Genomic DNA, 24893 nt, shown 5'->3' on the forward strand with positions numbered 1-24893 from the left:
ATCGCTCCGATTTAGAGAGATGAGGTCATCATGGAGTCCAACGGGGACGTCGCCGCCATCAGGCACCTGGTCGCGGACGCCGAGGCGCACCAGAACGACCTGGACCCGTTCCTCGCCCTGCACACCGCCGACACGGCCATCGTGAACATCGCCGGGCGCCGGGTCACGGGCAGGGACGCGCTGGCGGAGGCGATGAAGGCGGCCCTGGAGTCGCCGCTGGCCGACGTGATCACCAGGACGGAGGTGGCGGACATCCGGTTCGTCCGGCCCGATGTGGCGATCGTGGCCTCGATGAAGCGGGTGTTCGACGGCCGTGATCCGAAGGTCAGGGAGGATCCGCGCGCGGCCCTGCCGTCGGCGTCCGGGTGGCTGACGTACGTGGTGGTTAAGGAGGAGGACGGCGCCTGGCGGATCGCTTCCGCGCAGACCACCCCTATCCGGGCGTGAATAACCCCAGGTAGGCGAGACTTCGGTATCTTGCGTAGTCCGAGATGACCGAAATCTGCGACAGAAGGGAACGGCACGTGTCGGACGATGCCGGCCTTCAGGCGCTCCGCGAGGCGGCGCGTCTCTCCCCGGACAACCTCCCCCTGCGCCGGCTCCTCGCCGGTCAGCTTCTCGCCAAGGGGTACCTGGCGGACGCCGAGGCCGAGTTCCGCGCCGCGCTCGCGCTGTCGCCGCAGGACCCGGAGCTGATCATCGGGCTGGCGGACGCGTTCATCCGCCAGAGCGGCTTCGGGGAGGCGATGGCGGCGCTGGAGCCGCTGCTGGCCACGCCGGGTTACCCGCCCGCCGCGGGCGTGCTGGCGGCCCGGGCGCTGCTGGGCGAGGGCGACACGGCCAAGGCCGCCTACCGCTACTTCGAGGCGACCTCCCGCGACGCGTCGGTGGCGGACCAGGAGCTGGAAGCAAAGATCACCGGCGCCCCCCGCCCCGGGCCACCTGCCGCCGGAGCCCTGGCACCCGCCGGCCCGCCCGCCGGGATGCCGCCCCACGCCGGACCGCCGGCCCCGCCCGGTGCCGCGTCGCCGTTCCTTCCCTCCGTGCCGCTCCCCGGTGACGCGAGCACGGCGGAGGTGGAGCGGTCCGGGGTGTCGTTCGCCGACGTGGCCGGCATGGAGACGGTCAAGGAGGCGCTGCGGATAAAGCTGCTGCTGCCGACGCAGCAGCCGGAGATGTTCGCCGCGTTCGGCAAGCGCGCCGGCGGCGGCGTGCTGCTGTACGGGCCGCCGGGCGCGGGCAAGACCCACCTGGCCAGGGCGGCGGCCGGCGAGCTCGGCGCGGCGTTCGTCAACGTGGGCCTGGCCGACATTCTCGACATGTACATCGGCAACAGCGAGCGCAACCTGCGCGCCACGTTCGACCTGGCCCGCCGCAACCGCCCGTGCGTGCTGTTCTTCGACGAGGTGGACGCGCTGGCCGGCCGCCGCTCCGACATGCGCAGCGCGCACGGCCGCCAGCTCGTCAACCAGTTCCTGTCCGAGCTGGACGGCGTGGACCAGAACGCCAACGAGGGCGTGCTGGTGCTGGCCGCCACGAACGCCCCGTGGTACGTGGACGTGGCCTTCCGCCGCCCGGGACGCCTTGACCAGCCGGTGTTCGTACCGCCGCCCGACCAGCAGGCGCGCGCGGCCATCCTGCGCATCCTCTGCCGCGACAAACCGCTGGCCGAGATGGACTACGACGCGGTGGCGCAGGTCACCGAGCACTTCGTGGGCGCGGACCTGAAGGGCCTGGTGGACCGGGCGGTGGAGGCCAAGCTCCAGCAGTCGCTCAGCGCGGGCCGCCCCATCCCGCTGACCACGCAGGACCTGCTGGCCGCCGCGAAGACCGTACGGCCCACGGCGGTCCGCGAGTGGATGGGCACCGCGCGCAACTACGTCATGCACGCCAACGACTCCGGCGCCTGGGACGAGCTGATGCCCTGGGTGAAGGCCAAGTGGTGAGGGCCTTCCGGTGAAGGTGGCCGACCCGGTCGAGCGGGCGCGGGCGCTGCTGCGGCTGCGCCGCCCCGCCGACGCCGAGCGGGAGCTGCGCGGCCTGCTGGCCCAGGAGCCGCAGCACGTCGCGGGGCACGCCCTCCTGTCGCTCGCCCTGATCGAGCAGCGGCAGGTGACCGAGGCCGTCCAGGAGGCCCAGGAGTCGGTACGGCTCGCCCCCGACCAGTGGTTCCCCCACTACGCCGCCGCCCAGGTCTACCACCGGGCCCGCCGCCCCGACGACGCCATCGCCGCCATCCGTACGGCCCTGGACCTCTCCCCCGAGTACGCCCCCGCCTGGGAGGTGCTGGCCCGCGCGCACCTGCTCAAGGGCGAGTGGCAGCAGACGGCCGACGCCGCGCTGCGCGGCCTGAGCATCGACCCTCAGGACGCCGACCTGGTCAGCCTGGTGTCGCTGGCGTACACCAACCTCGGCGACGCCGAGCAGGCCCGCGCCGCCGCCGCGCACGCCCTGCGGATCGACCCGGAGAGCCCCACCGCGCACTTCGTCGACGGCCGCGCGGCGCTGCGGTTCGGGGAGCCGCGGCGGGCGGCGGAGAGCTTCCGCGAGGTGCTCCGCCTCGACCCCGGCTTCGGCGTGGCCAGGGACCTGCTGGTGCGGGCGCTCAAGCAGCGCAACCCGGTCTACCGGCGGCTGTCGCGGCTGCGCGGCAGGTTCCCGCAGGGCTGGCGGCTGATCTTCCTGCTGCCGGCGGTCCCGCCCGTCATCGCGATCTTCGTGCTCCTCGCGCTGCTGCACTGGGTGAGCTGGGTCGCCGAGGCGTGGACCACGATGCGGCTGACCCGCGGCAGGGCCACCCGGCTGCTGTTCGAGGGCGTGGAGGCGCGGGTGGCCGTGCTCTGCCTGGCCCTGGTGGCGGCCGGCGCCGTGCTGCTCGGCGTGGGGATCGCGCTCGGCCAGGACGCCCTGGGCACCGCGGGCGCGGCCACCATGGCCCTGGTCACCCCCGTCCAGGAGGCCGCGCACACCGGCACCCCCCGCCGCCGGGCCATCCTGTACGGCTGGGCCGCCCTGCTCGCCGCGGCCGTCGTGGTCGCGGTGATCCTCTCCAACCCCGGCGTGGCCCTGCTCGCCCTGTACGTCGCGATCGCCACGGTCTGGCTGGCCACCCCCGTCAGGGGCCGGGCCACGGCCGGTCTCTAGAGCAGCGTCCCCCCGCTCACCTCGAACCTGGCGAGCGCCTCGCCGAGCCTGGCCAGCGTGTCGGGGTGCAGGGTGAGGTCGGCGGCGGCCAGGTTCTCCTCGATGTGCGCCGGGGTGCGGCTGCCGGGGATCGCCACCACGTGCTCGTCCTGGTGCAGCAGCCAGGCCAGGGCGAGCTGCGCCGGGGTGATGCCGAGCCGCGTGGCCAGCGCCCGGATCGGGGCGTAGCGGTCGTTGTTCCCCGCGAGGTTCTCGGCCGAGAACCGGGGCGCGTTGTGCCGGAAATCGCCCTCGCCGAGCGCCTGCACCGTGCCGGTCAGGAAGCCGTTGCCCAGCGGGCTCCACGCCACGATACCGACGCCCAGCTCGCGCGCCGCCGCGAGCAGATCGGCGTCCACGGGCCGCCACATCGACCACTCGTTCTGCACCGCCGTCACCGGGTGCACCGCGTGCGCCGCCCTGAGCTGGGCGGCCGTCACGTTCGACAGGCCGATGTGCCTGACCAGCCCGTCGCGCACCAGCTCCGCCAGCGCGCCGGCGGTCTCCTCGATCGGCACGCCGGGGTCGGGGTAGTGGGCGTAGTAGAGGTCGATCACGTCGGTGTCCAGGTTGCGCAGGCTGCGCTCGGCGTACCGGCGCACCAGGCGCGGCTCGGCGTTGACCCGCAGCTCGCCGAAGGCGTAGCCGACCGGGTACGACCGGCTGGGCTCGCCCTCCGGGATCGCCAGGCCGAACTTGGTCGCGACCACCACCTCGTCCCTGCGGCCCTTGATCGCGCGGCCCACCAGGCGCTCGTTGTGGCCGTCCGGGCCGTAGGCGTCGCTGGTGTCCACGTGGGTGCCGCCCGCGTCCAGCGCCGCCTTGATGGCCGCCTCGGCGCGGGCGTCGTCCACCTCGCCGTACACGCCGGGGGAGAGCACCATGGCGCCGAAACCGATCGCGGGAACCTGCAAGCCGCCGAGAGTCCGTGTCTTCATGCGTCAGATCGTGCCGCGCGGTTCCGCCCGGAGTCCAAGACCCTTTGCTATAACCAGTGGCTATGGACGTGCACTTGCGGGAGTTGCGGTACTTCGTGGCGGTGGCGGAGGAGCTGAACGTGACGCGGGCCGCTGAGCGGCTGTTCGTCTCGCAGCCCGCGCTGTCCAAGCAGCTCGGGGTGCTGGAGCGGCTGCTCGGGTTCCGGGTGTTCGAGCGGGTGCCCGCCGGGGTGGTGCTCACCCGGCAGGGGGCGGCGCTGCTGCCGGTCGCCCGCGAGCTGCTCGAACGCTGGAACGCCGGGGTGGAGCAGGCGCGGGCGGCGGCGCCCACGGGCACGCTGGTGATCGGGCTGCAGACGGCCGTGGGCAGGGGGTTGCAGCAGGAGGCGATGCGCCGCTTCCGGGCGGCGATGCCGGGGTGGGAGGTGTCGCTGCGGCTGGTGGGCTGGGACGATCCCAGCGGCGGGCTGGCCGACGGGTCGTCCGACGTGGCGTTCATCTGGCTGCCCGTCCCGGCGGGGTTGCGGACGTACGTGCTGGCCACCGAGCGGCGCGGCGTCGCCATGCCCGCCGATCACCCGCTGGCGGAGCTGGCGGAGATCCCGTTCGAGGCGCTGCGGCGGGAGCCGTTCATCGCGCTGCCGCCGGCGGCGGGGCCGCTGAGGGACTTCTGGCTCGGCCTCGACGCGCGCCGCGACGAGCCGGTGATCGGGGTGACGGCCAGCACGCCGGAGGAGGTGTTCGAGGCCGTGACCAGCGGACTCGGGGTGGTGCTGGTGGCCGAGGGGAACGCCGCGCTCTACAAGCGGCCCGGCATGACGTACCGGCCGGTTATCGGGCTGCCTCCGGGGGAACTGGCCATTGCCTGGCGCGAAGGGGACACGAGCCCACAAGTACTCGCATTCATCGACGCGCTGCGACAGGCGACCACTAAGGTCTGAACCCGAGATCGGACCCGTAGAGAGGTGCCCCCCATGAGTGACTACGCGACCACCTTCGACCTGATCGACGCCGACAAGGACGGCCGCATCTCCGCGGTAGAGCTCGTCCGGCTGATGGAGGTGCTCGGCAAGCCGGTGACGCTGGAGGCCGCCCAGGAGGGGGTGCTCAAGCTGGACAAGGACGGCGATGGCCTGATCGACCTCGAGGAGTTCAGCGCGTTCCTCCAGAAGTGATAAGAAACAAGCGTTTGCTACACATTCTTCTGTTGCCTGGGTCACAATGGCGGCAGGAGGGACGATGGCGATCAAGAGTGACATCAGCGAAAGCCGTACACCCGCGGACATCGTGAAAACGCTCAGGTCGGGCATCGGTCCGGTCTCCGAAGAGGTGATCGAGGAGATCCAGGCCCGCATCCCCGAGTACGCCCGGCCATCGGACGAGATCTACATCAAGGTCGTGCGCATGGCGGTCGAGCAGGCCATCGAGGGCTTTCTCGACCGCATCGAGAGCCCGGACGCCCCGTGGGACCCGGAGCCGTTCCGCATGATCGGCAAGGGAGAGGCGGCGGAGGGCCGCAACCTGGAGCCGCTGCAGGCCGCGATGCGGCTCGGCGCCCGGGTCGGCTGGCGGCGGCTGACCGAGCTGGCCGGCCCGCTCGGCCTGTCCCCCCAATCCCTGTACGACCTGGGCGAGGCCATCTTCGTCTACCTCGACCAGCTCGCCGACGCCGCCGCCGAGGGCTTCGACGAGGCCAGGGCGCACGCCGCCGGCGAGATGGAACGCCGCCGCGGCCGCCTGCTCGACCTGCTGCTCAGCGTGCCGCCCGCCAGCCCGGACGCCATCGCCGACCTGGCCAAGGCCGCCGCCTGGCGGCTGCCCAGGACGGTCGCCTGCGTGGCGCTCGACGACCAGCACGGCGCCTGCCGGGTGCCCCCGCTGCCGCCCGACGTGCTCACCGGGGCTGGGCGGGCGCTGCCGTGCCTGCTCGTGCCCGACCCGGCGGGCCCCGGCCAGGCGCAGCTGCTGGAGCGCGCTCTGCGCGGGCACCGCGCGGCCATCGGGCCCGCCGTGCCGCTCACCGCGGCGGCGACGTCGCTGCGCTGGGCGGGGGAGGCGCTCGACCTGTCCCGGCGCGGCGTCCTGCCCCGCGGGCTGCTGCGCTGCGAGGACCACCTGGCCACGCTGGTGGTGTTCAAGGACGAGGAGCTGGTCAGCGCGCTGGCCGAGGTGCGGCTCGCGCCGCTGGCGCACCTGCGGCCCAACCAGCAGGACCGGCTGGCGGAGACCCTGCTGGCGTGGCTGCGGCACGGCCGCGGCGCCGGCGAGGTGGCCGCCAAGCTGCACGTGCACCCGCAGACCGTGCGCTACCGGCTGCGGCAGCTCGAAGAGCTGTACGGCGACCAGCTCGCCGACCCCGACATCCGGTTCGAGCTGGAGATCGCGTTACGGGCCAGGCAGGCGGTCATGCCCGGCCGCTAGTGCTCGGTGCGGCGGGATTCGTACCAGGTGTCGCCGACCGGCTCGCCGGCCAGGTTCCAGCTCCACGAGACCGTCGGCGTGATGCGCGTGTAGATGCCGGGACCGACCATGCCGACCCGCTCCACCGGCCCCTCGGCCACGCCGTACACGCGCACGCCCCGCACCACGAACGGCTCGAACGACACCATGTCGTCCACGACCAGCGCCACCCTGGCCCCGCCCGAGCCGATGTTGCGGAACTTCCTGGTGCGCAGCACCTGCTCGCCCACCCCGCCGATCCAGAAGTGCGCGCCGTCGAACTCGAACGCCACCGGCACCACGTCCGGCTGCCCGTCGCCGGACAGCGTGGCCAGGCGGGCGAGCGGCTGCGATCGCAGGTAGGCGATCTCCTCGTCGGTGAACGACATGCTGTTCTTTCCCTTCTCCGAGATGGGTTCCTTCCCTCTACACGAACGGGAACCGCCCGGATCGACGCTGTCATGAGTGCCGCCGCCGGGGGTAGCGGGGACGGATGCGACTGACGTACACCTCCGACGTCTGGTGGAAGAACGCCGTGGTCTACTGCCTGGACGTCGAGACGTTCAAGGACGGCAACGGCGACGGCGTGGGCGACTTCCGCGGCCTGACGCAGCAGATCGACTACCTCGCGGGGCTCGGCGTGACCTGCCTGTGGCTCATGCCGTTCTTCCCCACCCCCAACAAGGACGACGGCTACGACATCACCGACTTCTACAGCGTCGACCCGAGGCTGGGCACGCTGGGCGACTTCGTGGAGTTCATGCGGACCGCGCACGACCGCGGCCTGCGGGTCATCGCCGATCTCGTCGTCAACCACACCTCCGACCAGCACCCGTGGTTCGTGGAGGCCAGGTCGAGCCGGGACTCGGCCCACCGCGACTGGTACGTCTGGTCCGACAAGCCCGAGCCGGACAACCCCGAGCAGATCGTCTTCCCCGACAAGGAGACCAGCGTCTGGGAGTACGACGAGGGCTCCGGCCAGTACTACCTGCACAGCTTCTACCGGCACCAGCCGGACCTCAACGTGGGCAACCCCGAGGTCAGGGACGAGATCACGCGCATACTCGGGTTCTGGATGGAGCTCGGGCTGTCGGGGTTCAGGGTGGACGCGGTGCCGTTCCTCATCGAGAACGTCAACCCGCGGCTGGCGAACCCGCACGAGTTCCTGGCGGATCTGCGGGCGTTCATGACGCGGCGCAAGGGCGGGTCGATCCTGCTCGGCGAGGTGAACGTGCCGTACAAGGACTTAATCGGCTACTTCGGTGACGGGCTGGGCGACCAGATCACCATGTGCTTCGACTTCATCGGCATGCAGAACGCCTGGCTGTCGATGGCCCGCAGCGACGCCACGCCCCTGGTCAACGCCCTGCGCGAGCGCCCCAGGCCGCCCAAGGACTGCCAGTGGGCGATGTTCCTGCGCAACCACGACGAGCTGACCCTCGACAAGCTGACGGAGGAGGAGCGGGAGGAGGTCTTCCGCGCGTTCGGGCCGCGCAAGGAGATGCAGATCTTCGGACGCGGGCTGCGCCGCCGCCTGCCGACGATGCTCGGCGGCGACCTGCGGCGCGTCAAGATGGCCTACAGCCTGCTGTTCTCGCTGCCCGGCACCCCCGTGATCTTCTACGGCGAGGAGATCGGGATGGGGGAGAACCTGGAGGAGGAGGGCCGCATGGCGGTCCGTGTCCCGATGCAGTGGTCGGAGGACGGCGGCTTCAGCCAGGCCGAGCCGGTCCGCGAGATCCCCGCGGGCTCCTTCGCCCCCGACCGGGTGAACGTGGCCGATCAGAAGCGGGACACGAGCTCGCTGCTGCGCTGGTTCCAGCTCCTGATCGAGCGCTACCGGGAGTGCCCCGAGCTGGCGTGGGGCACGTACACCGTGCTGGAGACCGGCCATCCGGCGGTCCTGGCGCACCGCTGCGACGCCGACGGGGCCACGGTGGTGGTCGCGCACAACCTCTGCGACACGGCGCAGGACGTGGAGCTGCGACTGGACGGGCTGGAGCGCTGCCTGCTCACGGACCTGCTGGTGGACGGGACGCTGAAGGTGTCGGAGCAGGGCGTGGCCCGGCTGCCGCTGGACCCGCACGGCTGCCGCTGGCTGCGGGCCTCGCCCCCGGAGATCCCCCCGGAGGACGCCTCGGTCAAGTCGTTGTGACGGCCTCCCGGGTGGCGGGCCAGGCGGACATGGCGAGGGTGGCGATGGCGAGCAGGTCCTCGTAGCGGGCGCCGTCGCGCGACTGCGTGGACATGCCCTGGATCGTCGCGGCGTAGAACGTGGCCAGCCCCGCCGTGTCCGTCCCGGCGGGCAGCCGCCCGGCCGCCACGTCGTCGTCGATCCGCGCCTTGAACGCCGCCCTGGCCTCCGTCCTGAACCGCCGCAGCAGCTCCTCGACCTCGGCCGACTCCGGCCCACAGTTGACGGCGGCCGTGATGACCAGGCAGCCGCCCGGGTGTTCGGTGCTGGCGTACTCGGCCGCCGCCTCCCGCAGCACCCGCTCGATGGCTGCCCGCCCCGTCGGCTCCTCGGCCAGCGCGCGGGTGGTGAAGGCTCCGTACGTCTGCTGGTAACGCCGTACGGCCTCCTCGAACAGCCGCCGCTTGTCGCCGAAGGCCGCGTACAGGCTGGGTGGCCTGATGCCCATCGCGGCGGTCAGCTCGGCGATCGAGGTGGCCTCGTAGCCGTGCCGCCAGAACGCGAGCAGCGCCGCCTCCAGCGCCGCCTCCCTGTCGAACTCCCGTCGCCTGGCCATGCCGCCATTCTATAGCGATCGCTATGCTATCTTTCTGTATCGATCACTAAAGAAAGGTGGCATCGATGAGGACTGCCCTCGTCACGGGTGCGAGCAGGGGAATCGGCCGCGCCATCGCGCTGCGCCTGGCCAAGGACGGGTTCCGCGTGATCGTGAACTACGCCAGGGACGGCGCGGCCGCCCGCGAGGTCGTGGACCGGATCGGCGCGAACGCGGTCGCGGTGCGGGCCGACCTGGGCGTGCCGGAGGAGGTCACCGCGCTCGCGCAGCGCGTCGCGGCCGAGACGGACGTGCTCGACGTGCTGGTGAACAACGCCGGGATCGGCCTGCCCCGGCCGATCGGGGAGGTGACGCGGGCCGACTATGCCCGCCTGTTCGCGGTCAACGTCGAGGGCCCGTTCTTCCTCACCCAGCAGCTCCTGCCGCTCATCCCCGACGGCGGCAGGATCGTCAACCTCACCTCGGGCGTGACCCGCATCGCCTTCCCCGAGGCCATCGCGTACGCGATGAGCAAGGGCGCCGTGCAGACGTTCACCCTGGCCCTGGCCAAGGAGCTGGGCCCGCGCGGCATCACGGTCAACAACGTCGCACCCGGCATCATCGACACCGACGCCAACGCCGGCTGGCTGCGCGGCGACCCCGAGGCGCAGGCTCGCGCGGCGGGCAGGCACGCGGTCAACCGGGTCGGCCGCGCGGATGAGATCGCCGACGTGGTCGCCTTCGCCGCGTCGCCCCAGGCCGGCTTCGTCACCGGCACCACGATCGACGCCACCGGCGGCGGAAATCTCTGAGCTGGACGTTCATCACCCGTTCGTAACCGTTGAGTGATTTGTCCTGGTTAACCTCCGCACCATGCAGACCATGAAGCTCGCCCTCACCGGGGCCGCCGCCACCAGCGTGCTGGCCCTGGTGACGCTCCCCGCGCAGGCCGTCGCGCCGGCGAAAACGGTCACGGTCACCGTCATGGGCACGTCCGACCTCCACAGCAACGCGCTCAACTGGGACTACTTCAAGGACACCGCCTACAGCGACAGCCAGGGCAACCACGTCGGCCTGGCGAAGGTGTCCTCGCTGGTCAACCAGATCAGGGCCGAGCGCGGGGCGGACCACACGCTGCTGTTCGACTCGGGTGACACGATCCAGGGCACGCCGCTGGCGTACTACTACGCCAAGGTCGAGCCCATCACCGAGAGCGGCGAGACCCACCCGATGGCCAAGGCCATGAACGCCATCGGGTACGACGCCGTGACGCTGGGCAACCACGAGTTCAACTACGGTCTGCCGCTGCTGGCCACGTGGATCGACCAGATGAAGGCCCCCGTGCTCGGCGCGAACGCCGTCCACGACAGGTCGGGGCTGCCGGCGTACAAGCCGTTCGTGATCAAGACCATGAAGGTCAAGGGCGACAAGCCGGTCAAGGTGGGCGTGCTCGGCCTCACCAACCCCGGCGTGGCCATCTGGGACAAGGCCAACGTCGAGGGCAAGCTGCGCTTCACCGACCTGGTCGAGTCGGCGAAGAAGTGGGTGCCGGTCATCCGCGGCCTCGGCGCGGACGTGGTCGTCGTGACCGCGCACGCGGGCGACAACGGCATGTCGTCCTACGGCGGAGACCTGCCGGTCGAGAACGCCTCGGCGATGGTGGCCGAGCAGGTGCCGGGCATCGACGCGGTGCTGTTCGGGCACGCGCACAACGAGGTCGCCCAGCGGTTCGTGACGAACCAGGCCACCGGGAAGCAGGTGCTGCTGACCGAGCCGGGCAAGTGGGGCCAGCGCCTGTCGCGGCTGGACTTCCAGCTCACCAAGCAGCGCGGCAAGTGGGTGGTCACCGGCAAGTCGTCCACCACGCTCAACACGAACCAGCTGCCCGAGGACCCCAAGATCGTGGCGCTGCTCAAGCCGCAGCACGACACCACGGTCGGCTACGTGAACAAGGTCGTGGCCAAGTCGGCACAGCAGCTCTCGGCGGCCGAGTCGCCCTACAGGGACACGCCGATCCTCGACTACATCCAGCACGTGCAGATCGAGACGGTCAAGCAGGCGCTGCCGGACAACCAGCTGCCGGTGTTGTCGATCGCGGCGCCGTTCAGCCGCAGCGCCGTCTTCCCCGCCGGTGACGTCCGGGTCAGGGACGTGGCAGGCCTGTACGTCTACGACAACACGCTGATGGCCGTCAAGCTGACCGGGGCCCAGCTCAAGGACTACCTGGAGTACTCCGCCAGGTACTTCAACCAGCTCGCCCCCGGCGCCCCGGTGGATGTCGCCAAGCTGACCAACGCGAACAACACCCCCGACTACAACTACGACCAGCTTGCCGGGGTCTCCTACGACATCGACGTGGCCAGGCCCGCCGGCGAGCGCGTCACGAACCTCACCTTCGAGGGCGCGCCGATCCCGGCCGGGAAGGAGTTCCTGGTCGCGATCAACAACTACCGCCAGTCGGGCGGCGGCGGCTTCCCGCACGTCACCACCGCCCCCGTGCTCTACAACGCGCAGGTGGAGATCCGGCAGGCGCTGATCGAGTACGCCACCGCCCAGGGCACCATCGACCCGGCCGGCTTCGCCGCCGCCAACTGGAAGCTGACCAGGGACGGCACGCCCCTGTTCTAGAGGGTTCCAGAGGGTTCTAGAGGGTTCTAGAGATAGGAGGGGCCGCTCACCCGGTGCCTGAACGTCCACCACACCCACGCCTGGGCAGCCACCAGGAACGGGATCAGGGTCAGGACGACCGGCACCAGCAGCGGCCCCGACGTGCCGGGCTCCAGCGGCAGCCGGAGCCCGGCCAGCACCCCCACGACCACCAGCACCACCGAGGTCAGCGCGTACGTGCGCACCTCCCCGGCCCCGCCCGCGAGCACCGCGGCCCGCGCACGCAGCGTCCCGCGCAGCCGCAGCGCCGCGAACGTCAGCCCGTGCGTGCCGAACAGCGCGGCGATCACCAGCGCGGGCAGCAGCGCCACCGGCCCCTCGATGCCGAGCAGCACGTGGGACAGCAGCGCGCCCCAGCTCAGCGCCAGCCCCCAGCTCCCGGCCACGATCGCGCCGTCCCAGCACGCCTGCCAGCGCGCCCCCGGCAGGCGGCCGCGCAGCCACAGCCCCATGTCCCGCACGACCCAGGCCACCAGCAGCGTCACCACCACCGTGTGGTTGCCGTGCAGCAGCTCCCCCTCCAGCCGGGGGAACAGCCCGGCCAGCACGCCCCCCGTCGCCACCAGCCACACCTCGTTGCCCAGGAAGAACGGCGCGATCGCGGCGATCACCTCGCGCCGCTCGCCCGCCGACCTGCCCAGGTACGGCAGCGCCATGCCGACCCCGATGTCGGCCCCGGCCAGCACGAGGTAACCGATCGCGAAGAAGCCCAGAACGAAGATCTCCATGACAAGCGTCCCCTAGAACGAAGGAGCAGGAACGGGGGCGTCGACCGGCCGGTCGCCCAGCGCCACCGCGCCGGGCCCGCGCCGCGCCTGCCTGGCCAGCAGCCAGTAGTTGACCGCGATCAGGACCGCGAACACCGTGACGAACGCGGTCAGCGAGAAGACCATCTGCCCCTCGGTCACCGGCGACATCGCGTCGGACGTCGTGAGCAGCCCGTACACGGCCCACGGCTGGCGGCCCATCTCGCGGAAGACCCAGCCGGCCAGCATGGTGACGAACGGGACCGGGATCATCAGCGTCAGCAGCCAGTGCCACACCCTGAACCCGCGCACCACGGGCCGGACGAGCATGAGCAGGAAGCTCGGCGCGGCCACGAACAGCATCACCGCGAACAGCGTCAGCATCGTGATGCCGCCCGCCTGCACCGCCCCCACGGGCGGCAGGTAGTCGCCGGGGCCGAACCTGGCCACCATCTCGGCCTGCGCGGCGGCCAGCCGCTCGGCGTCGTTCACCCACGCGGCGGCCTTCGCAGGCTGCAAGCTCTCGAACCCGATCCCGCCGAACGTCGCCGTGAGCAGCAGGGCGGGCAGCGCCACTCCGATCCCGATCCGCAGCGACTTGCGGAACAGGTCCTGCTCGGGGGTGCGCCTGCTCAGGTGGTAGGCGCTCACCCCGGCCATGAAGAACCCGCCGACGATCATCGCCCCGAACAGCACGTGCCAGAACGCCACCTGCGCCGCCGGGTTGGCCACCATGGCCCCGAAGTCCGTCAGCCGCAGCCGGCCGCCCTCCAGCACGTGCCCGACCGGGTTCTGCAGGAAACCGTTGGCGACCATGATCCAGAACGCCGACGCGTACGCGGTCAGCGTCACCACCCAGATCAGCGCCAGGTGCGCCCACCGGTTCAGCTTGTTCCAGCCGAAGATCCACAACCCCAGGAACGTGGACTCGACGAAGAACGCCACCAGCGTCTCGATGGCCAGCGCCGACCCGAACACGTCGCCCGCGTACTCGGTCAGCCCGCTCCACGACAGCCCGAGCTGGAACTCCATCACGAGCCCGGTGACGATGCCCATCGCGTAGTTGATGATGTAGAGCTGGCCCCAGAACCGCGTCATCCGCAGGTGCACGGGGTCGCCGCTGAGGGTGGCGCGGGTCTGGACGACGGCGACCAGCGTCGCCAGCCCGAGCGTCAACGCCACGAACAGGAAGTGCGCGCCCGCGGTGAGCGCGAACTGCAGGCGGGCGAGGTCCACGATGTCCATACCGCAGACCCTCCCGCTACGGCCGCACCCGCCGCGTCATGCCGGGGCGGGCACCCGGCTTACCTCCCGGGGCGCAGGAGATCGGCCGGCGTACGACTCAGGGAGTAAGCCAGCCCGGCGTGATCATGCCGGCCTCGTACGCGATGACCACGAGCTGGGCCCTGTCGCGCACGCGCAGCTTGGTCATGATCCGGCTGACGTGCGTCTTCGCCGTGGCGGGGCTGAGCACGAGGCGGGCCGCGATCTCGTCGTTGGACAGGCCGGCGGCCACCAGCGTCATGACCTCGCGCTCCCGCTCGGTGAGGGCGTTCAGCTCGGGGCCGGGCTCCGGCCGCTTGACCCGGCCGGCGAACTCGGCGATCAGCCGCCGCGTGATCGAGGGCGCGATCAGCGCGTCGCCCCTGGCCACGACCCTGACAGCGTGGATCAGCTCGGCCGGCTCGGTGTCCTTGACCAGAAAGCCGCCCGCGCCGGCCCGGAGCGCGCCATAGACGTAGTCGTCGAGGTCGAACGTGGTCAGGATGATCACCTTGACGCCGTCGAGCGCCGGGTCGCCCGCGATGCGGCGGGTGGCCTCCAGGCCGTCGAGCTCGGGCATGCGGATGTCCATGAGCACCACGTCCGGGCGGTGCTCGCGGGCCCCGGCGATCGCCTGCGCGCCGTTGGCGGCCTCGGCCACCACCTCGATGTCGTCCTCGTCGCTGAGTATGGACCGGAACCCGGCCCGTACCAGGGTCTGGTCGTCGGCGAGCAGTACGCGGATCATCGGGCCCCGTTCGTCGGCTGGGTCAGTGGCAGGCGGGCGGTGACGCGGAAGCCGCCCTCGGGGCGGGGGCCGGCCTCCAGGGTGCCGCCGAGCGCGGTCGCGCGCTCGCGCATGCCCTGGATCCCGAAGCCGCTGCCCCCGTCGTACGTGGCGCCGGGCCCGTCGTCCTCCACGGTGATGATGACATGTCCGGCCTCGTTGGTGATCGCGAGGGAGGCGTGCTCCGTGCCCGAGTGGCGGGAGACGTTCGTCAGCGCCTCCCTGACGATGCGGGTGGCGGCCAGGTCGACCTCGGTCGGCAGGGTGTCGAGCGGGCCCGACAGGTCCGTACGCACCTTCAGCCCCGACGCCGCGACCAGCACGTCCACCCGCGCCAGGCTGTCGGCGGGGGCGACCGGCGCGTCCTCGTCCACCTGGCGCAGCACGCCCAGCGTGGTCCGCAGCTCGCGCAGCGTCTCCTTGCTGGTGTCCTTGATCGTGCGCAGCGCCGTCTCGGCCTCCTCCGGCCGCTTCCTGATCCCGTGCAGCGCCGCCGACGCCTGCACGTTGATCATGGAGATGTTGTGCCCGAGCACGTCGTGCAGCTCCCTGGCGATCCGCAGCCGCTCCTCGCTGGCCCGCCGCCTGGCCTCCTCCTCCTTGGTCAGCAGGGCGTCGAGCGCGTGCTGGCGGGCCTCGGACAGGTACGCGCGGCGGTTGCGGGTGACCCCGCCGAACGCGATGGAGGCGACCACCCAGCCGGTGATCGAGATGAACATGCTGTCGTCCACGTGCCTGATCCCGCCGGTCTCGCCGAGCCCCATGGCCAGCAGCGCCGCCACGCCCGTGGCGATGGCCGCGGTGAGACGGCCGCGGTCGGCCGCCGTGTAGAGGGTGACGAACAGCGTCACGAGGAGCGGCCCGTCGAGCCCCGCGTACGGGTAGTACGCCGCCACCGAGACCGTCACGACGATCAGCGCCGCGACCGGGAACCGCTCCCGTGCCAGCAGCCCGCCGCAGGCGAGCACCGGGAGCACGACGTCCAGCACGTTCGCCGGGCCGTCGTTGGCGAAGGCGAGGAACGTCCCGGCCAGCACGGCGGCGATGGTCACGAGTGACACGACCGTGCTGCTGGAGGGCCTGCGCATGCCCTTCATTCTGTACGCCCGAGCCCGCGGCCGGTTATCAGGGCCCGGTGATCGCGGGGGCACTTCTGGGTAGAGCCGTTGAATGAGTACAAAGGACGAACTCCGGCGGGTCGAAGAGGACCTGACCCGGTTGCGAGCCGAGAACCAGGACGTGCGCGACCAGATCCGCGACATGGGCGCGACCGACCAGATCGAGGTCTCGGCGATGATCAGCCAGGCGGACGAGCAGGTCGAGCTGATCGCCGAGCTCGAACGCCGCCGCGACCGGCTGATCCAGCGGCTGGAGGAGGAGGGCGCCCGCTGAGGGGCGCCCCGGGGAGATCAGCGAAGCGGGGCGCCGACCTCGTGCAGGTGTCTCAGCGCCTGCCCGTACGACTCGACGAGGCCGGTCTGGAGGTAGTCGACGCCGATCTCCCTGCAGTAGCGCTCCACGATGGGCTGGGCCTTGCGCAGGTTCGGGGCCGGCATGTTGGGGAACAGGTGGTGCTCGATCTGGTAGTTGAGCTGGCCGAGCGCCACGTCGGTGAACAGGTTGCCGCGGACGTTGCGGGAGGTCAGGACCTGCTTGCGGAGGAAGTCCAGCTTGTCCTCCTTGGTGAGGACGGGCATGCCCTTGTGGTTGGGGGCGAACGTACAGCCGAGGTAGACCCCGAACAGCCCCTGGTGCACGGCGAGGAACAGCAGGGCCTTGCCGAAGGGCAGCACGGTGAAGACCACGCCGAAGTAGAGCACGAAGTGGACGAGGAGCAGCGTCAGCTCCAGGCTGCGCCGCTTGGCGGTGGGCTGGAACAGCGCCTTGAAGCTGGCGATGTGGAGGTGCCAGGCCTCCAGGGTGAGCAGCGGAAAGAACCAGAACGCCTGATATTTCGCGATAAAGCGGGGCAGGCCGGTGCTCCGGGCGGCCTGGTCCTCGGACCAGACGATCACGGCCGGTGAGACGTCGGGGTCGTGGTCCTCGTGGTTCGGGTTGGCGTGGTGCTTGTTGTGCTTGGTCGTCCACCAGCCCCAGCCGAGCCCGATGGCGAAGTTGCCGAGGATCAGGCCCGCGACGTCGCTCGGCCGCCGGGTCCTGAAGACCTGCCGGTGCCCGAGGTCGTGGGCGAGGAAGCCGAACTGGGCGAAGATCACAGCCAGCGCCGCCGCGACGAGAAGTTGCAACCAGGAGTCGCCTACCCAGAAGAACAGGGCCCAGCCGCCGGCGTACACGACGGCCGCGATACTCATCCGGAGGGCGTAATAAACGGGACGCCGGTCGAGGAGACCGGCGTCCGCGATGCGATGGGCTAGTCGGGCGAAGTCACTGCCTCGAGTGTCGATGGTGCCAGGACTGGCCACTGCTCTCCTTACCTCACGGTGCAAGTTGCCCTAACCATCGCGCATCCGCCGTCAAACCGGAAGCGTATGGCCTGGCATGTGATCTACGTCAACACGGCCCTTACCTCCGCGATCCGCGAGGCCGCGTCCGCGACCTGGGGCGTCGAGCGCCTGCACGGCGGGGAGGAATCGGGCGCCTACCGCCTCGATGGTGATGTGATCAGGATCGGCCTGAAGGGCGTGTCGTCGGCGAGCGGGAGTGGTATCACACGATCGCCCGGTACGCCTTCGTCACTCTACCCGAGGCCGTCGCCCCACAAGGACGGCGAGCCGGTGGCCGTGCTCGACCGGGACGAATCCCCGGCTGCGGCCCTGATCGTCAAGCAGGCAGGAGCCGCTCCAGCGCGTACTTCTCCGGGTCGGGGATGGCCGCGCCGTGGGCCAGCGCCGCCTGGCAGACCTCGGCCCCCAGGGCCCGCACGCACCTGGCCATCAGGGCGTTCACGTGGGGGTCGGCGGACTCACCGATCCCGCGCAGCGCCCGCGCGGCCCCCAGCAGCTCGGCCGCGGGCAGAAGGCCGGCGGGCCCGAGACTGGCCGGCCGGGGTCTCGTCGAGGTCCGCCGCGAGGCGGGTGGCCAGCGCCGTGAGCCGCAGCTCTTCGAGCCGCGCCGCGGGGCCCGCCGCGAACGGCAGCCCGGCCGCGTCCGCCAGCGCGGGCCCGCGCCACAACGCCAGCGCCGCCCGTACGTCGCCCTCGCGCACCAGCCGCTCGAGCGCCTGCGCGTCCACCTCGCCGGGCGGCACGTCGAGCAGGTAACCGGCGGGATGCGAGGCGATCAGCCCCGGCGCCTGCCTGCGCGCCCTGGACACGAGCGACTGCAGCGCCGCCGCCGGATGCGCGGGCGGCTCGTCAGGCCACAGGTCGTCGATCAGGCGGCCGGCGGTCACCACCCGCCCGGGGTCGAGCGCCAGCCGCACCAGCAGCGCGCGCACCCGAGCGCCGCCGAGCTCGCTCCCCGCCACCCGCAGCGGCCCCAGAATCCCGACCCGCATCCACCCTCCACGACCGCGCGCCGCCTCAACAGTACGCCCCGCCGCACCGGTGCTCAGAGGCCGAGGCAGTCCCGCAGCAGCTCGACCGGCAGGTGGTGCTCAGTGCCGGAGCCGATCCCGCAGCAGCTCGACCGGCAGGTGGTGGTCAGAGGCCGAGGCGGTCCCGTAGCAGCTCGACCGGCAGGTGTGGCACCGTGGCCTCGCCGAACTCCGGCAGCCCGACGAACAGCTCCTCGTCGGCCGCGTACAGCCCGGCCACCGCCGCGTACCCCCTGCTCTGCCGCGGCTCGATGTTGTAGTAGCTGCCGCTGCCGTACTGGATGCTCACGCTCTCCAGCGCCGGCCGCGCGCTGGCCAGGCAGGCCCCCATCGGCAGGCCCAGCTCGGTCGGCGAGGTGAGCGTGTGGGCGTTCCCGGCCACGACCAGCGCGGGCTCCAGGTGCGCGGTCAGCACCCGCTCGGCCATCAGCGCGTCGCGCTGCGACCAGTCGCCGGTGAACATCCCCCCGTCGAACAGCGTGACCACCAGCCCGGGGATGGCCTTGAGCACGGCGAAGTGCCCCGCCGTCACGCGCCCGTCGCCGAGCCACCACAGCGGATGGTCGAGCCCGGTGCCGTCGGCCAGGTACACGTCGAGCTGCGGCTTCAGGTTCTCCGGCCATTCCAGGGCGAGATGGGTCAGACCGAGCGCCCGCATGAGGCCGAGGACGATCAGCGGGTTCTCCCTGACCCCGTGCACCTCGCCGAGCAGCAGCAGCCCAGTGTCCTCCAGCGAGCGCCTGGCCCGGTCGAGCGCGGTCTTCTCGACCGGGAGCTCGTAGTCGTCCGTACGGAATTCGGCGACGGCCTGGAGCAGGCCGTCCAGCGTGTCGACGCCTGGCATGCCTCCACAGTGTTCGTACTCGTCGCTGAGCGCAACCACCCGTGCCCTCGCGGACCCGTCGTGGATCAGGGGCAGCGGACGATCATGCCCGCGTAGGACAGGTTGCCGCCGAAGCCGAAGAGCAACATCGGCGCCCCCTGCGGCACCTCCCCGCGTTCCATCAGCTTGGACAGCGCCAGCGGGACGCTGGCCGCCGAGGTGTTCCCGGACTCCACCACGTCCGTGGCGACGATCGCGTTGACCGCGCCGAGCTTGGCGGCGATGGGCTCGATGATGCGCAGGTTCGCCTGGTGCAGGACCACCGCCGCCAGGTCCTCCGGCCGTACGCCGCCGCGCTCGCACGCCTGCCTGGCGATGGCGGGGAGCCGGGTGGTGGCCCAGCGGTAGACGGTCTGGCCGTCCTGGGAGAAGCGGGTGGGGGTGCCCTCGATGCGGACGGCCCGGCCCAGCTCCGGCGCCGAGCCCCAGACGACGGGGCCGATCCGCGCCTCCTCGGACGCGCTGACCACGGCGGCGCCCGCGCCGTCGCCCGTCAGCACGCAGGTGGTCCTGTCGGTCCAGTCGGTCACGGCGGTCATCTTGTCGGCGCCCACGACCAGGGCGTGGGTGGCGGCGCCCGCGCGGATGGCGTGGTCGGCCTGGGCCAGGGCGTGGGTGAAGCCGGAGCAGGAGGCGCCCAGGTCCATCAGGGCGCCGCCGGGCACGCCGAGCCCGGCCGCGACGCGGGAGGCGACGTTGGGGGCGCGCTCGGTCTGGGTGCAGGTGGCGACCAGCACGAGGTCGATGTCGGAGGCGTCCAGGCCACTGGCGGCCAGCGCCTTGGCGGCGGCGTGCGTGGCCAGGTCGGCGACGCTCTCGCCGTCCTCGGCCACGTGCCTGGTGCGGATGCCGACCCGCTTGCCGATCCACTCGTCGCTGGTCTCCACCAGCTCCGCCAGATCATCATTTGTCAGGATCTTGGCGGGTTGGTAGTGGCCTGTGGCGACAAGTCGTGATCCGCTCATGCGGCGGACTATAGCAAGCGAACGTTCGGACGCTAAAGTGCCTCGCATGAACGTTCCCCCAACGGACGGAGGCCCCGCATGAGCCCGCGCAGGTCGGTCGCCGAGGCGCTGGGCACGCGGGCGGCCATCCTCGACCGCTCGGTGGCCATCGCCTCGATGGAGGGGCTCGAAGGGCTGACCATCGGCCGGCTCGCCGCCGAGCTGGGCATGAGCAAGTCGGGCGTGCTCGGGCACTTCGGCTCCAAGGAGGCGCTGCAGCTCGCCGTCCTGGACCGGGCAGGGGAGATCTTCCGGGCCGAGGTGTGGGTGCCAGCCCTGCCCGCCGCGCCGGGGCTGGCGCGGTTGCGGGTGCTCTGCGAGGCGTGGATCTCGTACCTGGAGCGTCAGGTCTTTCCCGGCGGGTGTTTCTTCGTGGCGGCGGCACACGAGTTCGACGGCAGGCCCGGGGCGGTGCGGGACGCCGTGGAGAGCCGGTTCGCGGTCTGGCGGGCGCGGCTGGGCAAGGAGGCGGGCCGGGCCGTGGATGCGGGGGAACTGCCCGCGGGCACGGATCCGGAACAGGTGGTGTTCGAGTTGCTGGGCGTGGTGATGGCCTTGAACCACACGATCCAGCTCCACGGCGACCAGCGGGCCGCCGCCCGTGCCCGCCATGCCGTGGAGACCCGCCTGACGCCGGCCCTACCGTGAAGTCCCGTCCGACACCCCGCCGCTCCGGCGCGAGTCCCTGCCTGACGCCCGCCGGCGAGCAACCCCCGTCTGTGTGCCGGGGTTACTGGGTCGAGAGACGGTCGAACAGGGCCAGTGCCGCCTGCCTGACCTCTTCCGGCGAGACGCCGTCCAGGGTCTGCCTGGCGTCGTCGATGTCGCGGGTGGTGGCCAGCGTGATGGCCACGGACGAGGCGGCGGCACGGTCGATCGATCCCGTCGGGGCGGCGTCGGCCAGTTCCTGGGCGCTCGCGGCGAGGTCGAGGTTGTCTCTCAACGGATCTCCTCGGGTGAAGACGGTTCGGCCCATTGCATCACTTGGCATCGTGCCGCATCCACCATTCGGTGAATTCCCGGCATCGCCCATCGGGAGCGAACCGTATCACCCAGAGGTTGCTGTACGTTTTGTCCGGGTATGTCGTGACTCCTTGGATGACGCTCACGTCCTCCGTCACGCTCACCGGATGCCACTCGAATGTGGCCTCACCAGGCTTGTCCTTTCGTCCCAGCCACTCACGGAGGATGTCGTCCCGCCCCTGCCACGGCGAGCTGTACGGCTCGGTGTAGTAGACCGCGTCCTCGGTGAACAGGGCGGCGATGTCGTCGGGATCGTTGGAGTTCCACGCGCGTACGTAGCCCTCGATCCACGGATGTGGCTGGACCATGGGGTCATCCTCTCAACGGGTCGTGACCCACGGACATGAGCTCGCGCCGCGAGTCGTCGTCCGTACGGTCGCCCATGGTCTCGACAAGCTCCACGACCTGGCGCATCACGTCGAGATCGCTCTTGGTGAGGTCGCCCTTCCGCTTGCTCAGGACGTGCAGCACGCCCCGGCCCAGCTCGTCGATGCCCAGGTCGGGGTCGGGCGGGAAGCCCTCCTCGTCGGAGGCCTCGGCGAGCAGGTACGAGCGCAGTTCCTCGGAGTTCATGTTGACCGCCCGGTGGAACTCGTTCCAGAGCACGTCGGTGTCGAAACCCTCAGTCATATCGCCCGCCTACCCGTCACGTCCCGCGTTACGCACCCGTCACCCGATGCCCGTCACCGTTCACCCGACGCCGTCGGCGAGCCTGGCCACCGTGTCGGCGACGCGCCGCTGCCGGGTCTCGGGCTTCTTGGCACCCTCGACGTTCAGCACGTGCCACCGCTTGCGCGAGTAGGACAGGCTCTCGAAGAACTTCCTCGCCTCCGGTGCCGCGTCGAGGGCCGCGGCCAGGTCGTCGGGCACCGTCACCTCGCGGGGTGCGGTGTCCAGTGTGACCTCCACCTCGATCTCGTCGCCCGCCGCCACGCCGCAGCCCTGCCGGTTCTCCGCGCTGAGGGGCACCAGGTAGCGGCCGCCCATGGGGGCCACGGTGCTCCGGTAGGTGTAGTCGTTGATCGTCACGTTGACGGCCGGCCGCTTGCCGCTGCCCAGCTCCTCGACGATCCCGGCGGGGACCTCGAAGCCCGTGGCGGTCTTGCCGCCGAGCTCGACCGTGGTGCGGAATCTCATCGTGAAACCCTCCAGTGCCGTATGGGGAAGAGGGTAGAAGCCGACAAAAAAAATTGTCAACCGATTCGGTCACGATTCGCTGAATTTCGTATCTCGTTTAGGCACGGAGGTACTCAGGACGTACGTTCCCGCCTCGGTCATCATGGAGCCGCCTCTGCGCGGGGGACGCAGGGGCGGTTTCCCGGTAAGGGGAATGCCGCGAGGAGGGGACGGCACGTGTCACGGGCTCGGACGGGCGGTCTGCCAGCCGCGGTCCCCGCCCGTGACACGTGCCGGACGGGTGTGGGCTGGAGCCCGTGACACGTGCCGGACGGGTGTGGGGCCCGGACGGGTGTGGAGCAGGAGCGCTAGGAGTGGGCGGGCCCGGTGCTGCCGCGCGGCGTGAGGATGGCGGCCTGGTCCTCGTACGGCGGCACGTCCTCGCCCGCGATCAACGCGAGCAGCCGCTGCGCGGCGTGGGCGCCGTAGGCCGGGATGTCGCGGGTGAGCGCCGTCAGCGGCGGCCGCACCACCTGGGCCAGCGGCGAGTCGTCCCAGGCCACGATGGACAGGTCGCGGGGCACCTCCACCCGCATCTCCTGCGCCACCGACAGGCCCGCCACGGCCATGATGTCGTTGTCGTAGACGATGGCGGTCGGCCGGTCGGGCGAGCTCAGCAGCCGCCTGGTGGCCCTGGCGCCCTCCTCGCCGGTGTAGTCGGTGTGCACGATGACGTGCTCGGCCACGCCCTCGCACGCCTTCCTGAACGCCTGGTCGCGGACCGTCGTGTGGACCAGCTCCGGCAGCCCGGCCACCCGCGCGATGCGGCGGTGCCCCAGCGCCACGAGGTAGCCGACGGTCTCGCGTACGGCCTCGCCCTCCTCCGACCAGACGGCCGACAGCGAGCCCGACTCGGAGGGATGGCCGATCACCACGGCCGGCATGCCGAGCCGTTCCAGCTCGGCCACGCGGGAGTCGTCGTAGTGCAGGTCCACCAGGAACACGCCGTCGATGCGGCTCTCGCCCCACCAGTGGCGGTAGACCTCGCTCTCCTGCTGGTGGCTGGTGACGACCTGGAGCAGCAGCGCGTACGACCGGTCGGCCAGCACGCCCTCGATGCCGCTGATCAGCTCCATGAAGAACGGCTCGACCCCCAGGATGCGCGCCGGACGGCAGAGCGCGAGCCCCACGCAGTTGGCCCTGGCGCCGTTGAGCGCGCGGGCCGCGCTGTTGGGCCGCCAGCCGATCTCGTCGGCGATGGCGACGATCCTGGCCCGCGTCGCCTCCGACACGCCCGGTTGCCCGTTGAGCGCGTAGGAGACCGCCACCTTGGACACTCCCGCCCGGCTGGCGATGTCGGCGATCGTCGGTCGCTTCACGGACTCCCTCTCTGAACCGGGTAACCCTCCACACTGTAGGTCACCCCGCCCCTCTGGCATGGTGCCCACCCCGCCTGAGCGTTAACCGCTTAAGTCGCGTGCCAGGGCCTCGCGTCCTGCGTCTCCTTGGCGGACCCGGCCACGCGCAGCGCGAACGTCGGCCGCTCCGCCCCCTCCACCGGCCCCAGGTAGGCGTGCCCGGTCAGATGGCACCACGCCGGCAGGTCCACGGGGGCGGCGGGGTCGGTGGCGATCAGATGGATCACGGCGCCCGGCCCGGCGGCGCGTACGTGGGCACGCAGCTCGATGAGCAACTGCACGCACAGCTTGTCGCCGCCGTCGACCACGAGATCAGGCATGCGTATAGGAAACCACCCCCGCGGCCCCGCCTGCGCCGCGGCCTTCAGCGGACCGAGCAGACCGCGTCCTCGATCACCCGGGTGACCGCCTCGGGGTGCGAGACGAGGGCCAGGTGCGAGCCGCCTTCGAACTCGGTGACCTTGGAGCGGGCCCGCTTCGCCATGGCCCGCTGCGAGTCCGGAACGATGATCTTGTCACCCGTGGCGATGAAGTACCAGGAAGGGATCGTCTGCCACGCCGCGGCCTTCGACGGGGTCGTGAACGCGGCCGTGGAGGCCGCCCGCTGCGTCGCCCAGAGCTGGTGGGCCGTGTCCCTGGGCAGGTCGGAGGCGAAGGAGCGGACGAAGACGTCCCGTTTCAGGTACAGGTCGGTCGCATCGCCCGCCGCTCCGGAGTAGGCGGCCCGGTCGTACAGGGTGGCCGGGTCGCCGCCGAGGGCCGAGCCGGAGCCGCTGAGCTGCGCGGTCGTCTCGCCGACGGCCGGCGCCGCCGCGTCGACGTACACCAGGGCCCTGACGTTCTGGTCGCCCGCGGCGGCGTTGGTGATCACCGAGCCGCCGTAGGAGTGGCCGACGAGGACGACGGGGCCGGAGAGCGTGCGCAGGAAGTCGCGTACGGTCTGCGCGTCGCCGGTCAGACCGCGCAGCGGGTTGCCCACCGCGCGCACGGGATGACCCGCCCGTTGCAGCGCCCGGATCTCGCCGCTCCAGCTGGAGGTGTCGGCCCAGGCGCCGTGGACCAGCACGACGGTGGGCCTGGCAGCGCCTGGCGTGGGGCACGGAGCCCGCCGCTCCGCGGCGGCCGGCGCCACGACGGCCGCGGACGTCAGTAGCAGGACGCAGGCCGGAACGCTGAATCGCGTCATATGGGCTCACCCCCA

30 protein-coding genes are annotated in these 24893 nt (G+C 71.5%); 11 read left to right on the plus strand and 19 right to left on the minus strand.

Translation table 11 applies throughout. The features are described from left to right. The first annotated feature begins 30 nt into the window (after positions 1–30). From HD593_RS02190 to HD593_RS02200, 3 genes are all read left to right on the plus strand, one after another. Complete coding sequence (locus HD593_RS02190; RefSeq protein ID WP_185100456.1) at positions 31–447, plus strand: SgcJ/EcaC family oxidoreductase; 417 nt, start codon at positions 31–33, stop codon at positions 445–447. Between the two features lie 77 nt (positions 448–524). Next, complete coding sequence (locus HD593_RS02195; RefSeq protein WP_185100457.1) at positions 525–1946, plus strand: AAA family ATPase; 1422 nt, start codon at positions 525–527, stop codon at positions 1944–1946. A gap of 10 nt (positions 1947–1956) precedes the next feature. Further along, positions 1957–3144, plus strand: coding sequence for a tetratricopeptide repeat protein (locus HD593_RS02200; RefSeq protein WP_185100458.1), 1188 nt, complete (start codon positions 1957–1959; stop codon positions 3142–3144). Here HD593_RS02200 and HD593_RS02205 read toward each other — a convergent pair. Beyond that, positions 3141–4121 carry an aldo/keto reductase gene (locus HD593_RS02205; RefSeq protein ID WP_185100459.1) on the minus strand — a complete coding sequence of 327 codons (981 nt, stop codon included), beginning with the start codon at positions 4119–4121 and terminating at the stop codon, positions 3141–3143. The genes HD593_RS02200 and HD593_RS02205 overlap by 4 nt on opposite strands. Positions 4122–4183: 62 nt before the next feature. Here HD593_RS02205 and HD593_RS02210 point away from each other — a divergent pair, with 62 nt between their 5' ends. The 3 genes from HD593_RS02210 to HD593_RS02220 all read left to right on the plus strand — a co-directional run bounded on the left by HD593_RS02210 (position 4184) and on the right by HD593_RS02220 (position 6542). Beyond that, positions 4184–5062, plus strand: coding sequence for a LysR family transcriptional regulator (locus HD593_RS02210; protein ID WP_185100460.1), 879 nt, complete (start codon positions 4184–4186; stop codon positions 5060–5062). A 33-nt stretch (positions 5063–5095) separates the two neighbouring features. Beyond that, positions 5096–5296 (plus strand): EF-hand domain-containing protein, encoded by a 201-nt coding sequence (locus HD593_RS02215; protein ID WP_185100461.1) that lies wholly within the window; start codon positions 5096–5098, stop codon positions 5294–5296. Positions 5297–5360: 64 nt separating this feature from the next. Continuing rightward, positions 5361–6542, plus strand: coding sequence for a PucR-like N-terminal domain-containing protein (locus tag HD593_RS02220; RefSeq protein ID WP_221524577.1), 1182 nt, complete (start codon positions 5361–5363; stop codon positions 6540–6542). On the opposite strand, the gene HD593_RS02225 is transcribed toward HD593_RS02220, so the two are convergent. Further along, positions 6539–6949, minus strand: a complete 411-nt coding sequence (locus HD593_RS02225) for a PPOX class F420-dependent oxidoreductase (RefSeq protein ID WP_185100462.1) — start codon at positions 6947–6949, stop codon at positions 6539–6541. The two genes, HD593_RS02220 and HD593_RS02225, sit on opposite strands and share 4 nt — an antisense overlap. A gap of 104 nt (positions 6950–7053) precedes the next feature. On the opposite strand from HD593_RS02225, the gene HD593_RS02230 reads away from it, so the two are divergent. Next, the gene (locus tag HD593_RS02230; protein WP_185100463.1) at positions 7054–8715 is read left to right on the plus strand and encodes an alpha-amylase family protein; all 1662 of its coding nucleotides are present in this window, start codon (positions 7054–7056) and stop codon (positions 8713–8715) included. Here HD593_RS02230 and HD593_RS02235 read toward each other — a convergent pair. Next, positions 8702–9310 carry a TetR/AcrR family transcriptional regulator gene (locus tag HD593_RS02235; protein WP_185100464.1) on the minus strand — a complete coding sequence of 203 codons (609 nt, stop codon included), beginning with the start codon at positions 9308–9310 and terminating at the stop codon, positions 8702–8704. The genes HD593_RS02230 and HD593_RS02235 overlap by 14 nt on opposite strands. 65 nt (positions 9311–9375) lie before the next feature. Here HD593_RS02235 and HD593_RS02240 point away from each other — a divergent pair, with 65 nt between their 5' ends. Beyond that, positions 9376–10101, plus strand: a complete 726-nt coding sequence (locus tag HD593_RS02240; protein WP_185100465.1) for an SDR family NAD(P)-dependent oxidoreductase — start codon at positions 9376–9378, stop codon at positions 10099–10101. A 61-nt stretch (positions 10102–10162) separates the two neighbouring features. Then, a complete protein-coding gene (locus HD593_RS02245; protein ID WP_185100466.1) occupies positions 10163–11917 on the plus strand; it encodes a bifunctional metallophosphatase/5'-nucleotidase in 1755 nt (584 codons plus the stop codon). A 26-nt stretch (positions 11918–11943) separates the two neighbouring features. Here the strand turns inward: HD593_RS02245 and HD593_RS02250 are convergent, their stop codons facing one another. From HD593_RS02250 to HD593_RS02265, 4 genes are all read right to left on the minus strand, one after another. Then, positions 11944–12684: a cytochrome d ubiquinol oxidase subunit II gene (locus tag HD593_RS02250; protein ID WP_185100467.1), complete on the minus strand. Its 741-nt coding sequence runs from the start codon at positions 12682–12684 to the stop codon at positions 11944–11946. Between the two features lie 12 nt (positions 12685–12696). After that, on the minus strand, positions 12697–13947 hold the full coding sequence (locus tag HD593_RS02255; RefSeq protein ID WP_185100468.1) for a cytochrome ubiquinol oxidase subunit I: 1251 nt from the start codon (positions 13945–13947) through the stop codon (positions 12697–12699). A 97-nt stretch (positions 13948–14044) separates the two neighbouring features. Continuing rightward, positions 14045–14713 carry a response regulator gene (locus HD593_RS02260; protein WP_185100469.1) on the minus strand — a complete coding sequence of 223 codons (669 nt, stop codon included), beginning with the start codon at positions 14711–14713 and terminating at the stop codon, positions 14045–14047. After that, positions 14710–15840, minus strand: a complete 1131-nt coding sequence (locus HD593_RS02265) for a sensor histidine kinase (RefSeq protein WP_246546169.1) — start codon at positions 15838–15840, stop codon at positions 14710–14712. Before HD593_RS02265 ends, HD593_RS02260 begins: the two co-directional genes overlap by 4 nt. An 82-nt stretch (positions 15841–15922) precedes the next feature. On the opposite strand from HD593_RS02265, the gene HD593_RS02270 reads away from it, so the two are divergent. Beyond that, the gene (locus HD593_RS02270; RefSeq protein WP_185100471.1) at positions 15923–16144 is read left to right on the plus strand and encodes a hypothetical protein; all 222 of its coding nucleotides are present in this window, start codon (positions 15923–15925) and stop codon (positions 16142–16144) included. A gap of 17 nt (positions 16145–16161) precedes the next feature. Here the strand turns inward: HD593_RS02270 and HD593_RS02275 are convergent, their stop codons facing one another. From HD593_RS02275 to HD593_RS02290, 5 genes are all read right to left on the minus strand, one after another. Beyond that, positions 16162–17064 carry a fatty acid desaturase family protein gene (locus HD593_RS02275; protein ID WP_246546172.1) on the minus strand — a complete coding sequence of 301 codons (903 nt, stop codon included), beginning with the start codon at positions 17062–17064 and terminating at the stop codon, positions 16162–16164. Positions 17065–17533: 469 nt separating this feature from the next. Continuing rightward, positions 17534–17659 (minus strand): hypothetical protein, encoded by a 126-nt coding sequence (locus tag HD593_RS63200; protein ID WP_281402442.1) that lies wholly within the window; start codon positions 17657–17659, stop codon positions 17534–17536. A gap of 16 nt (positions 17660–17675) precedes the next feature. Further along, entirely contained in the window at positions 17676–18209 is a 534-nt protein-coding gene (locus tag HD593_RS02280) for an AfsR/SARP family transcriptional regulator (protein ID WP_185100473.1), read from the minus strand. A 145-nt stretch (positions 18210–18354) separates the two neighbouring features. Further along, positions 18355–19092: a hypothetical protein gene (locus HD593_RS02285; protein WP_185100474.1), complete on the minus strand. Its 738-nt coding sequence runs from the start codon at positions 19090–19092 to the stop codon at positions 18355–18357. Between the two features lie 65 nt (positions 19093–19157). Further along, a complete protein-coding gene (locus HD593_RS02290; RefSeq protein ID WP_185100475.1) occupies positions 19158–20096 on the minus strand; it encodes a beta-ketoacyl-ACP synthase III in 939 nt (312 codons plus the stop codon). Between the two features lie 78 nt (positions 20097–20174). Here HD593_RS02290 and HD593_RS02295 point away from each other — a divergent pair, with 78 nt between their 5' ends. Next, positions 20175–20783, plus strand: a complete 609-nt coding sequence (locus HD593_RS02295; protein WP_185100476.1) for a TetR/AcrR family transcriptional regulator — start codon at positions 20175–20177, stop codon at positions 20781–20783. A gap of 82 nt (positions 20784–20865) precedes the next feature. Here the strand turns inward: HD593_RS02295 and HD593_RS02300 are convergent, their stop codons facing one another. From HD593_RS02300 to HD593_RS02330, 7 genes are all read right to left on the minus strand, one after another. Beyond that, a complete protein-coding gene (locus tag HD593_RS02300; protein ID WP_080044809.1) occupies positions 20866–21078 on the minus strand; it encodes a hypothetical protein in 213 nt (70 codons plus the stop codon). Positions 21079–21115: 37 nt separating this feature from the next. Then, complete coding sequence (locus HD593_RS02305) at positions 21116–21466, minus strand: nuclear transport factor 2 family protein (protein WP_185100477.1); 351 nt, start codon at positions 21464–21466, stop codon at positions 21116–21118. A 4-nt stretch (positions 21467–21470) separates the two neighbouring features. Continuing rightward, on the minus strand, positions 21471–21788 hold the full coding sequence (locus tag HD593_RS02310; protein WP_185100478.1) for a DUF3140 domain-containing protein: 318 nt from the start codon (positions 21786–21788) through the stop codon (positions 21471–21473). Positions 21789–21848: 60 nt separating this feature from the next. Next, positions 21849–22295 (minus strand): YdeI/OmpD-associated family protein, encoded by a 447-nt coding sequence (locus tag HD593_RS02315; RefSeq protein ID WP_185100479.1) that lies wholly within the window; start codon positions 22293–22295, stop codon positions 21849–21851. A gap of 347 nt (positions 22296–22642) precedes the next feature. Then, positions 22643–23653 (minus strand): LacI family DNA-binding transcriptional regulator, encoded by a 1011-nt coding sequence (locus HD593_RS02320; protein ID WP_185100480.1) that lies wholly within the window; start codon positions 23651–23653, stop codon positions 22643–22645. An 89-nt stretch (positions 23654–23742) separates the two neighbouring features. Beyond that, positions 23743–24012: a sulfurtransferase TusA family protein gene (locus HD593_RS02325; protein ID WP_185100481.1), complete on the minus strand. Its 270-nt coding sequence runs from the start codon at positions 24010–24012 to the stop codon at positions 23743–23745. A gap of 44 nt (positions 24013–24056) precedes the next feature. Next, a complete protein-coding gene (locus HD593_RS02330) occupies positions 24057–24878 on the minus strand; it encodes an alpha/beta fold hydrolase (protein ID WP_185100482.1) in 822 nt (273 codons plus the stop codon). Positions 24879–24893 lie beyond the last annotated feature (15 nt).

Origin of the sequence: Nonomuraea rubra (genome assembly GCF_014207985.1) — a bacterium.
Lineage (GTDB): Bacteria > Actinomycetota > Actinomycetes > Streptosporangiales > Streptosporangiaceae > Nonomuraea > Nonomuraea rubra.

Excerpts from the sequence above, each read along its gene's own strand:
- HD593_RS02190 (WP_185100456.1), top strand. The coding sequence starts at position 31 with ATGGAGTCCAACGGGGACGTCGCCGCCATCAGGCACCTGGTCGCGGAC.
- HD593_RS02205 (WP_185100459.1), bottom strand. The coding sequence starts at position 4,121 with ATGAAGACACGGACTCTCGGCGGCTTGCAGGTTCCCGCGATCGGTTTC.
- HD593_RS02210 (WP_185100460.1), top strand. The coding sequence starts at position 4,184 with ATGGACGTGCACTTGCGGGAGTTGCGGTACTTCGTGGCGGTGGCGGAG.
- HD593_RS02215 (WP_185100461.1), top strand. The coding sequence starts at position 5,096 with ATGAGTGACTACGCGACCACCTTCGACCTGATCGACGCCGACAAGGAC.
- HD593_RS02220 (WP_221524577.1), top strand. The coding sequence starts at position 5,361 with ATGGCGATCAAGAGTGACATCAGCGAAAGCCGTACACCCGCGGACATC.
- HD593_RS02225 (WP_185100462.1), bottom strand. The coding sequence starts at position 6,949 with ATGTCGTTCACCGACGAGGAGATCGCCTACCTGCGATCGCAGCCGCTC.
- HD593_RS02230 (WP_185100463.1), top strand. The coding sequence starts at position 7,054 with ATGCGACTGACGTACACCTCCGACGTCTGGTGGAAGAACGCCGTGGTC.
- HD593_RS02235 (WP_185100464.1), bottom strand. The coding sequence starts at position 9,310 with ATGGCCAGGCGACGGGAGTTCGACAGGGAGGCGGCGCTGGAGGCGGCG.
- HD593_RS02240 (WP_185100465.1), top strand. The coding sequence starts at position 9,376 with ATGAGGACTGCCCTCGTCACGGGTGCGAGCAGGGGAATCGGCCGCGCC.
- HD593_RS02245 (WP_185100466.1), top strand. The coding sequence starts at position 10,163 with ATGCAGACCATGAAGCTCGCCCTCACCGGGGCCGCCGCCACCAGCGTG.
- HD593_RS02250 (WP_185100467.1), bottom strand. The coding sequence starts at position 12,684 with ATGGAGATCTTCGTTCTGGGCTTCTTCGCGATCGGTTACCTCGTGCTG.
- HD593_RS02255 (WP_185100468.1), bottom strand. The coding sequence starts at position 13,947 with ATGGACATCGTGGACCTCGCCCGCCTGCAGTTCGCGCTCACCGCGGGC.
- HD593_RS02260 (WP_185100469.1), bottom strand. The coding sequence starts at position 14,713 with ATGATCCGCGTACTGCTCGCCGACGACCAGACCCTGGTACGGGCCGGG.
- HD593_RS02265 (WP_246546169.1), bottom strand. The coding sequence starts at position 15,840 with ATGCGCAGGCCCTCCAGCAGCACGGTCGTGTCACTCGTGACCATCGCC.
- HD593_RS02270 (WP_185100471.1), top strand. The coding sequence starts at position 15,923 with ATGAGTACAAAGGACGAACTCCGGCGGGTCGAAGAGGACCTGACCCGG.
- HD593_RS02275 (WP_246546172.1), bottom strand. The coding sequence starts at position 17,064 with ATGAGTATCGCGGCCGTCGTGTACGCCGGCGGCTGGGCCCTGTTCTTC.
- HD593_RS02280 (WP_185100473.1), bottom strand. The coding sequence starts at position 18,209 with ATGCGGGTCGGGATTCTGGGGCCGCTGCGGGTGGCGGGGAGCGAGCTC.
- HD593_RS02285 (WP_185100474.1), bottom strand. The coding sequence starts at position 19,092 with ATGCCAGGCGTCGACACGCTGGACGGCCTGCTCCAGGCCGTCGCCGAA.
- HD593_RS02290 (WP_185100475.1), bottom strand. The coding sequence starts at position 20,096 with ATGAGCGGATCACGACTTGTCGCCACAGGCCACTACCAACCCGCCAAG.
- HD593_RS02295 (WP_185100476.1), top strand. The coding sequence starts at position 20,175 with ATGAGCCCGCGCAGGTCGGTCGCCGAGGCGCTGGGCACGCGGGCGGCC.
- HD593_RS02305 (WP_185100477.1), bottom strand. The coding sequence starts at position 21,466 with ATGGTCCAGCCACATCCGTGGATCGAGGGCTACGTACGCGCGTGGAAC.
- HD593_RS02310 (WP_185100478.1), bottom strand. The coding sequence starts at position 21,788 with ATGACTGAGGGTTTCGACACCGACGTGCTCTGGAACGAGTTCCACCGG.
- HD593_RS02315 (WP_185100479.1), bottom strand. The coding sequence starts at position 22,295 with ATGAGATTCCGCACCACGGTCGAGCTCGGCGGCAAGACCGCCACGGGC.
- HD593_RS02325 (WP_185100481.1), bottom strand. The coding sequence starts at position 24,012 with ATGCCTGATCTCGTGGTCGACGGCGGCGACAAGCTGTGCGTGCAGTTG.
- HD593_RS02330 (WP_185100482.1), bottom strand. The coding sequence starts at position 24,878 with ATGACGCGATTCAGCGTTCCGGCCTGCGTCCTGCTACTGACGTCCGCG.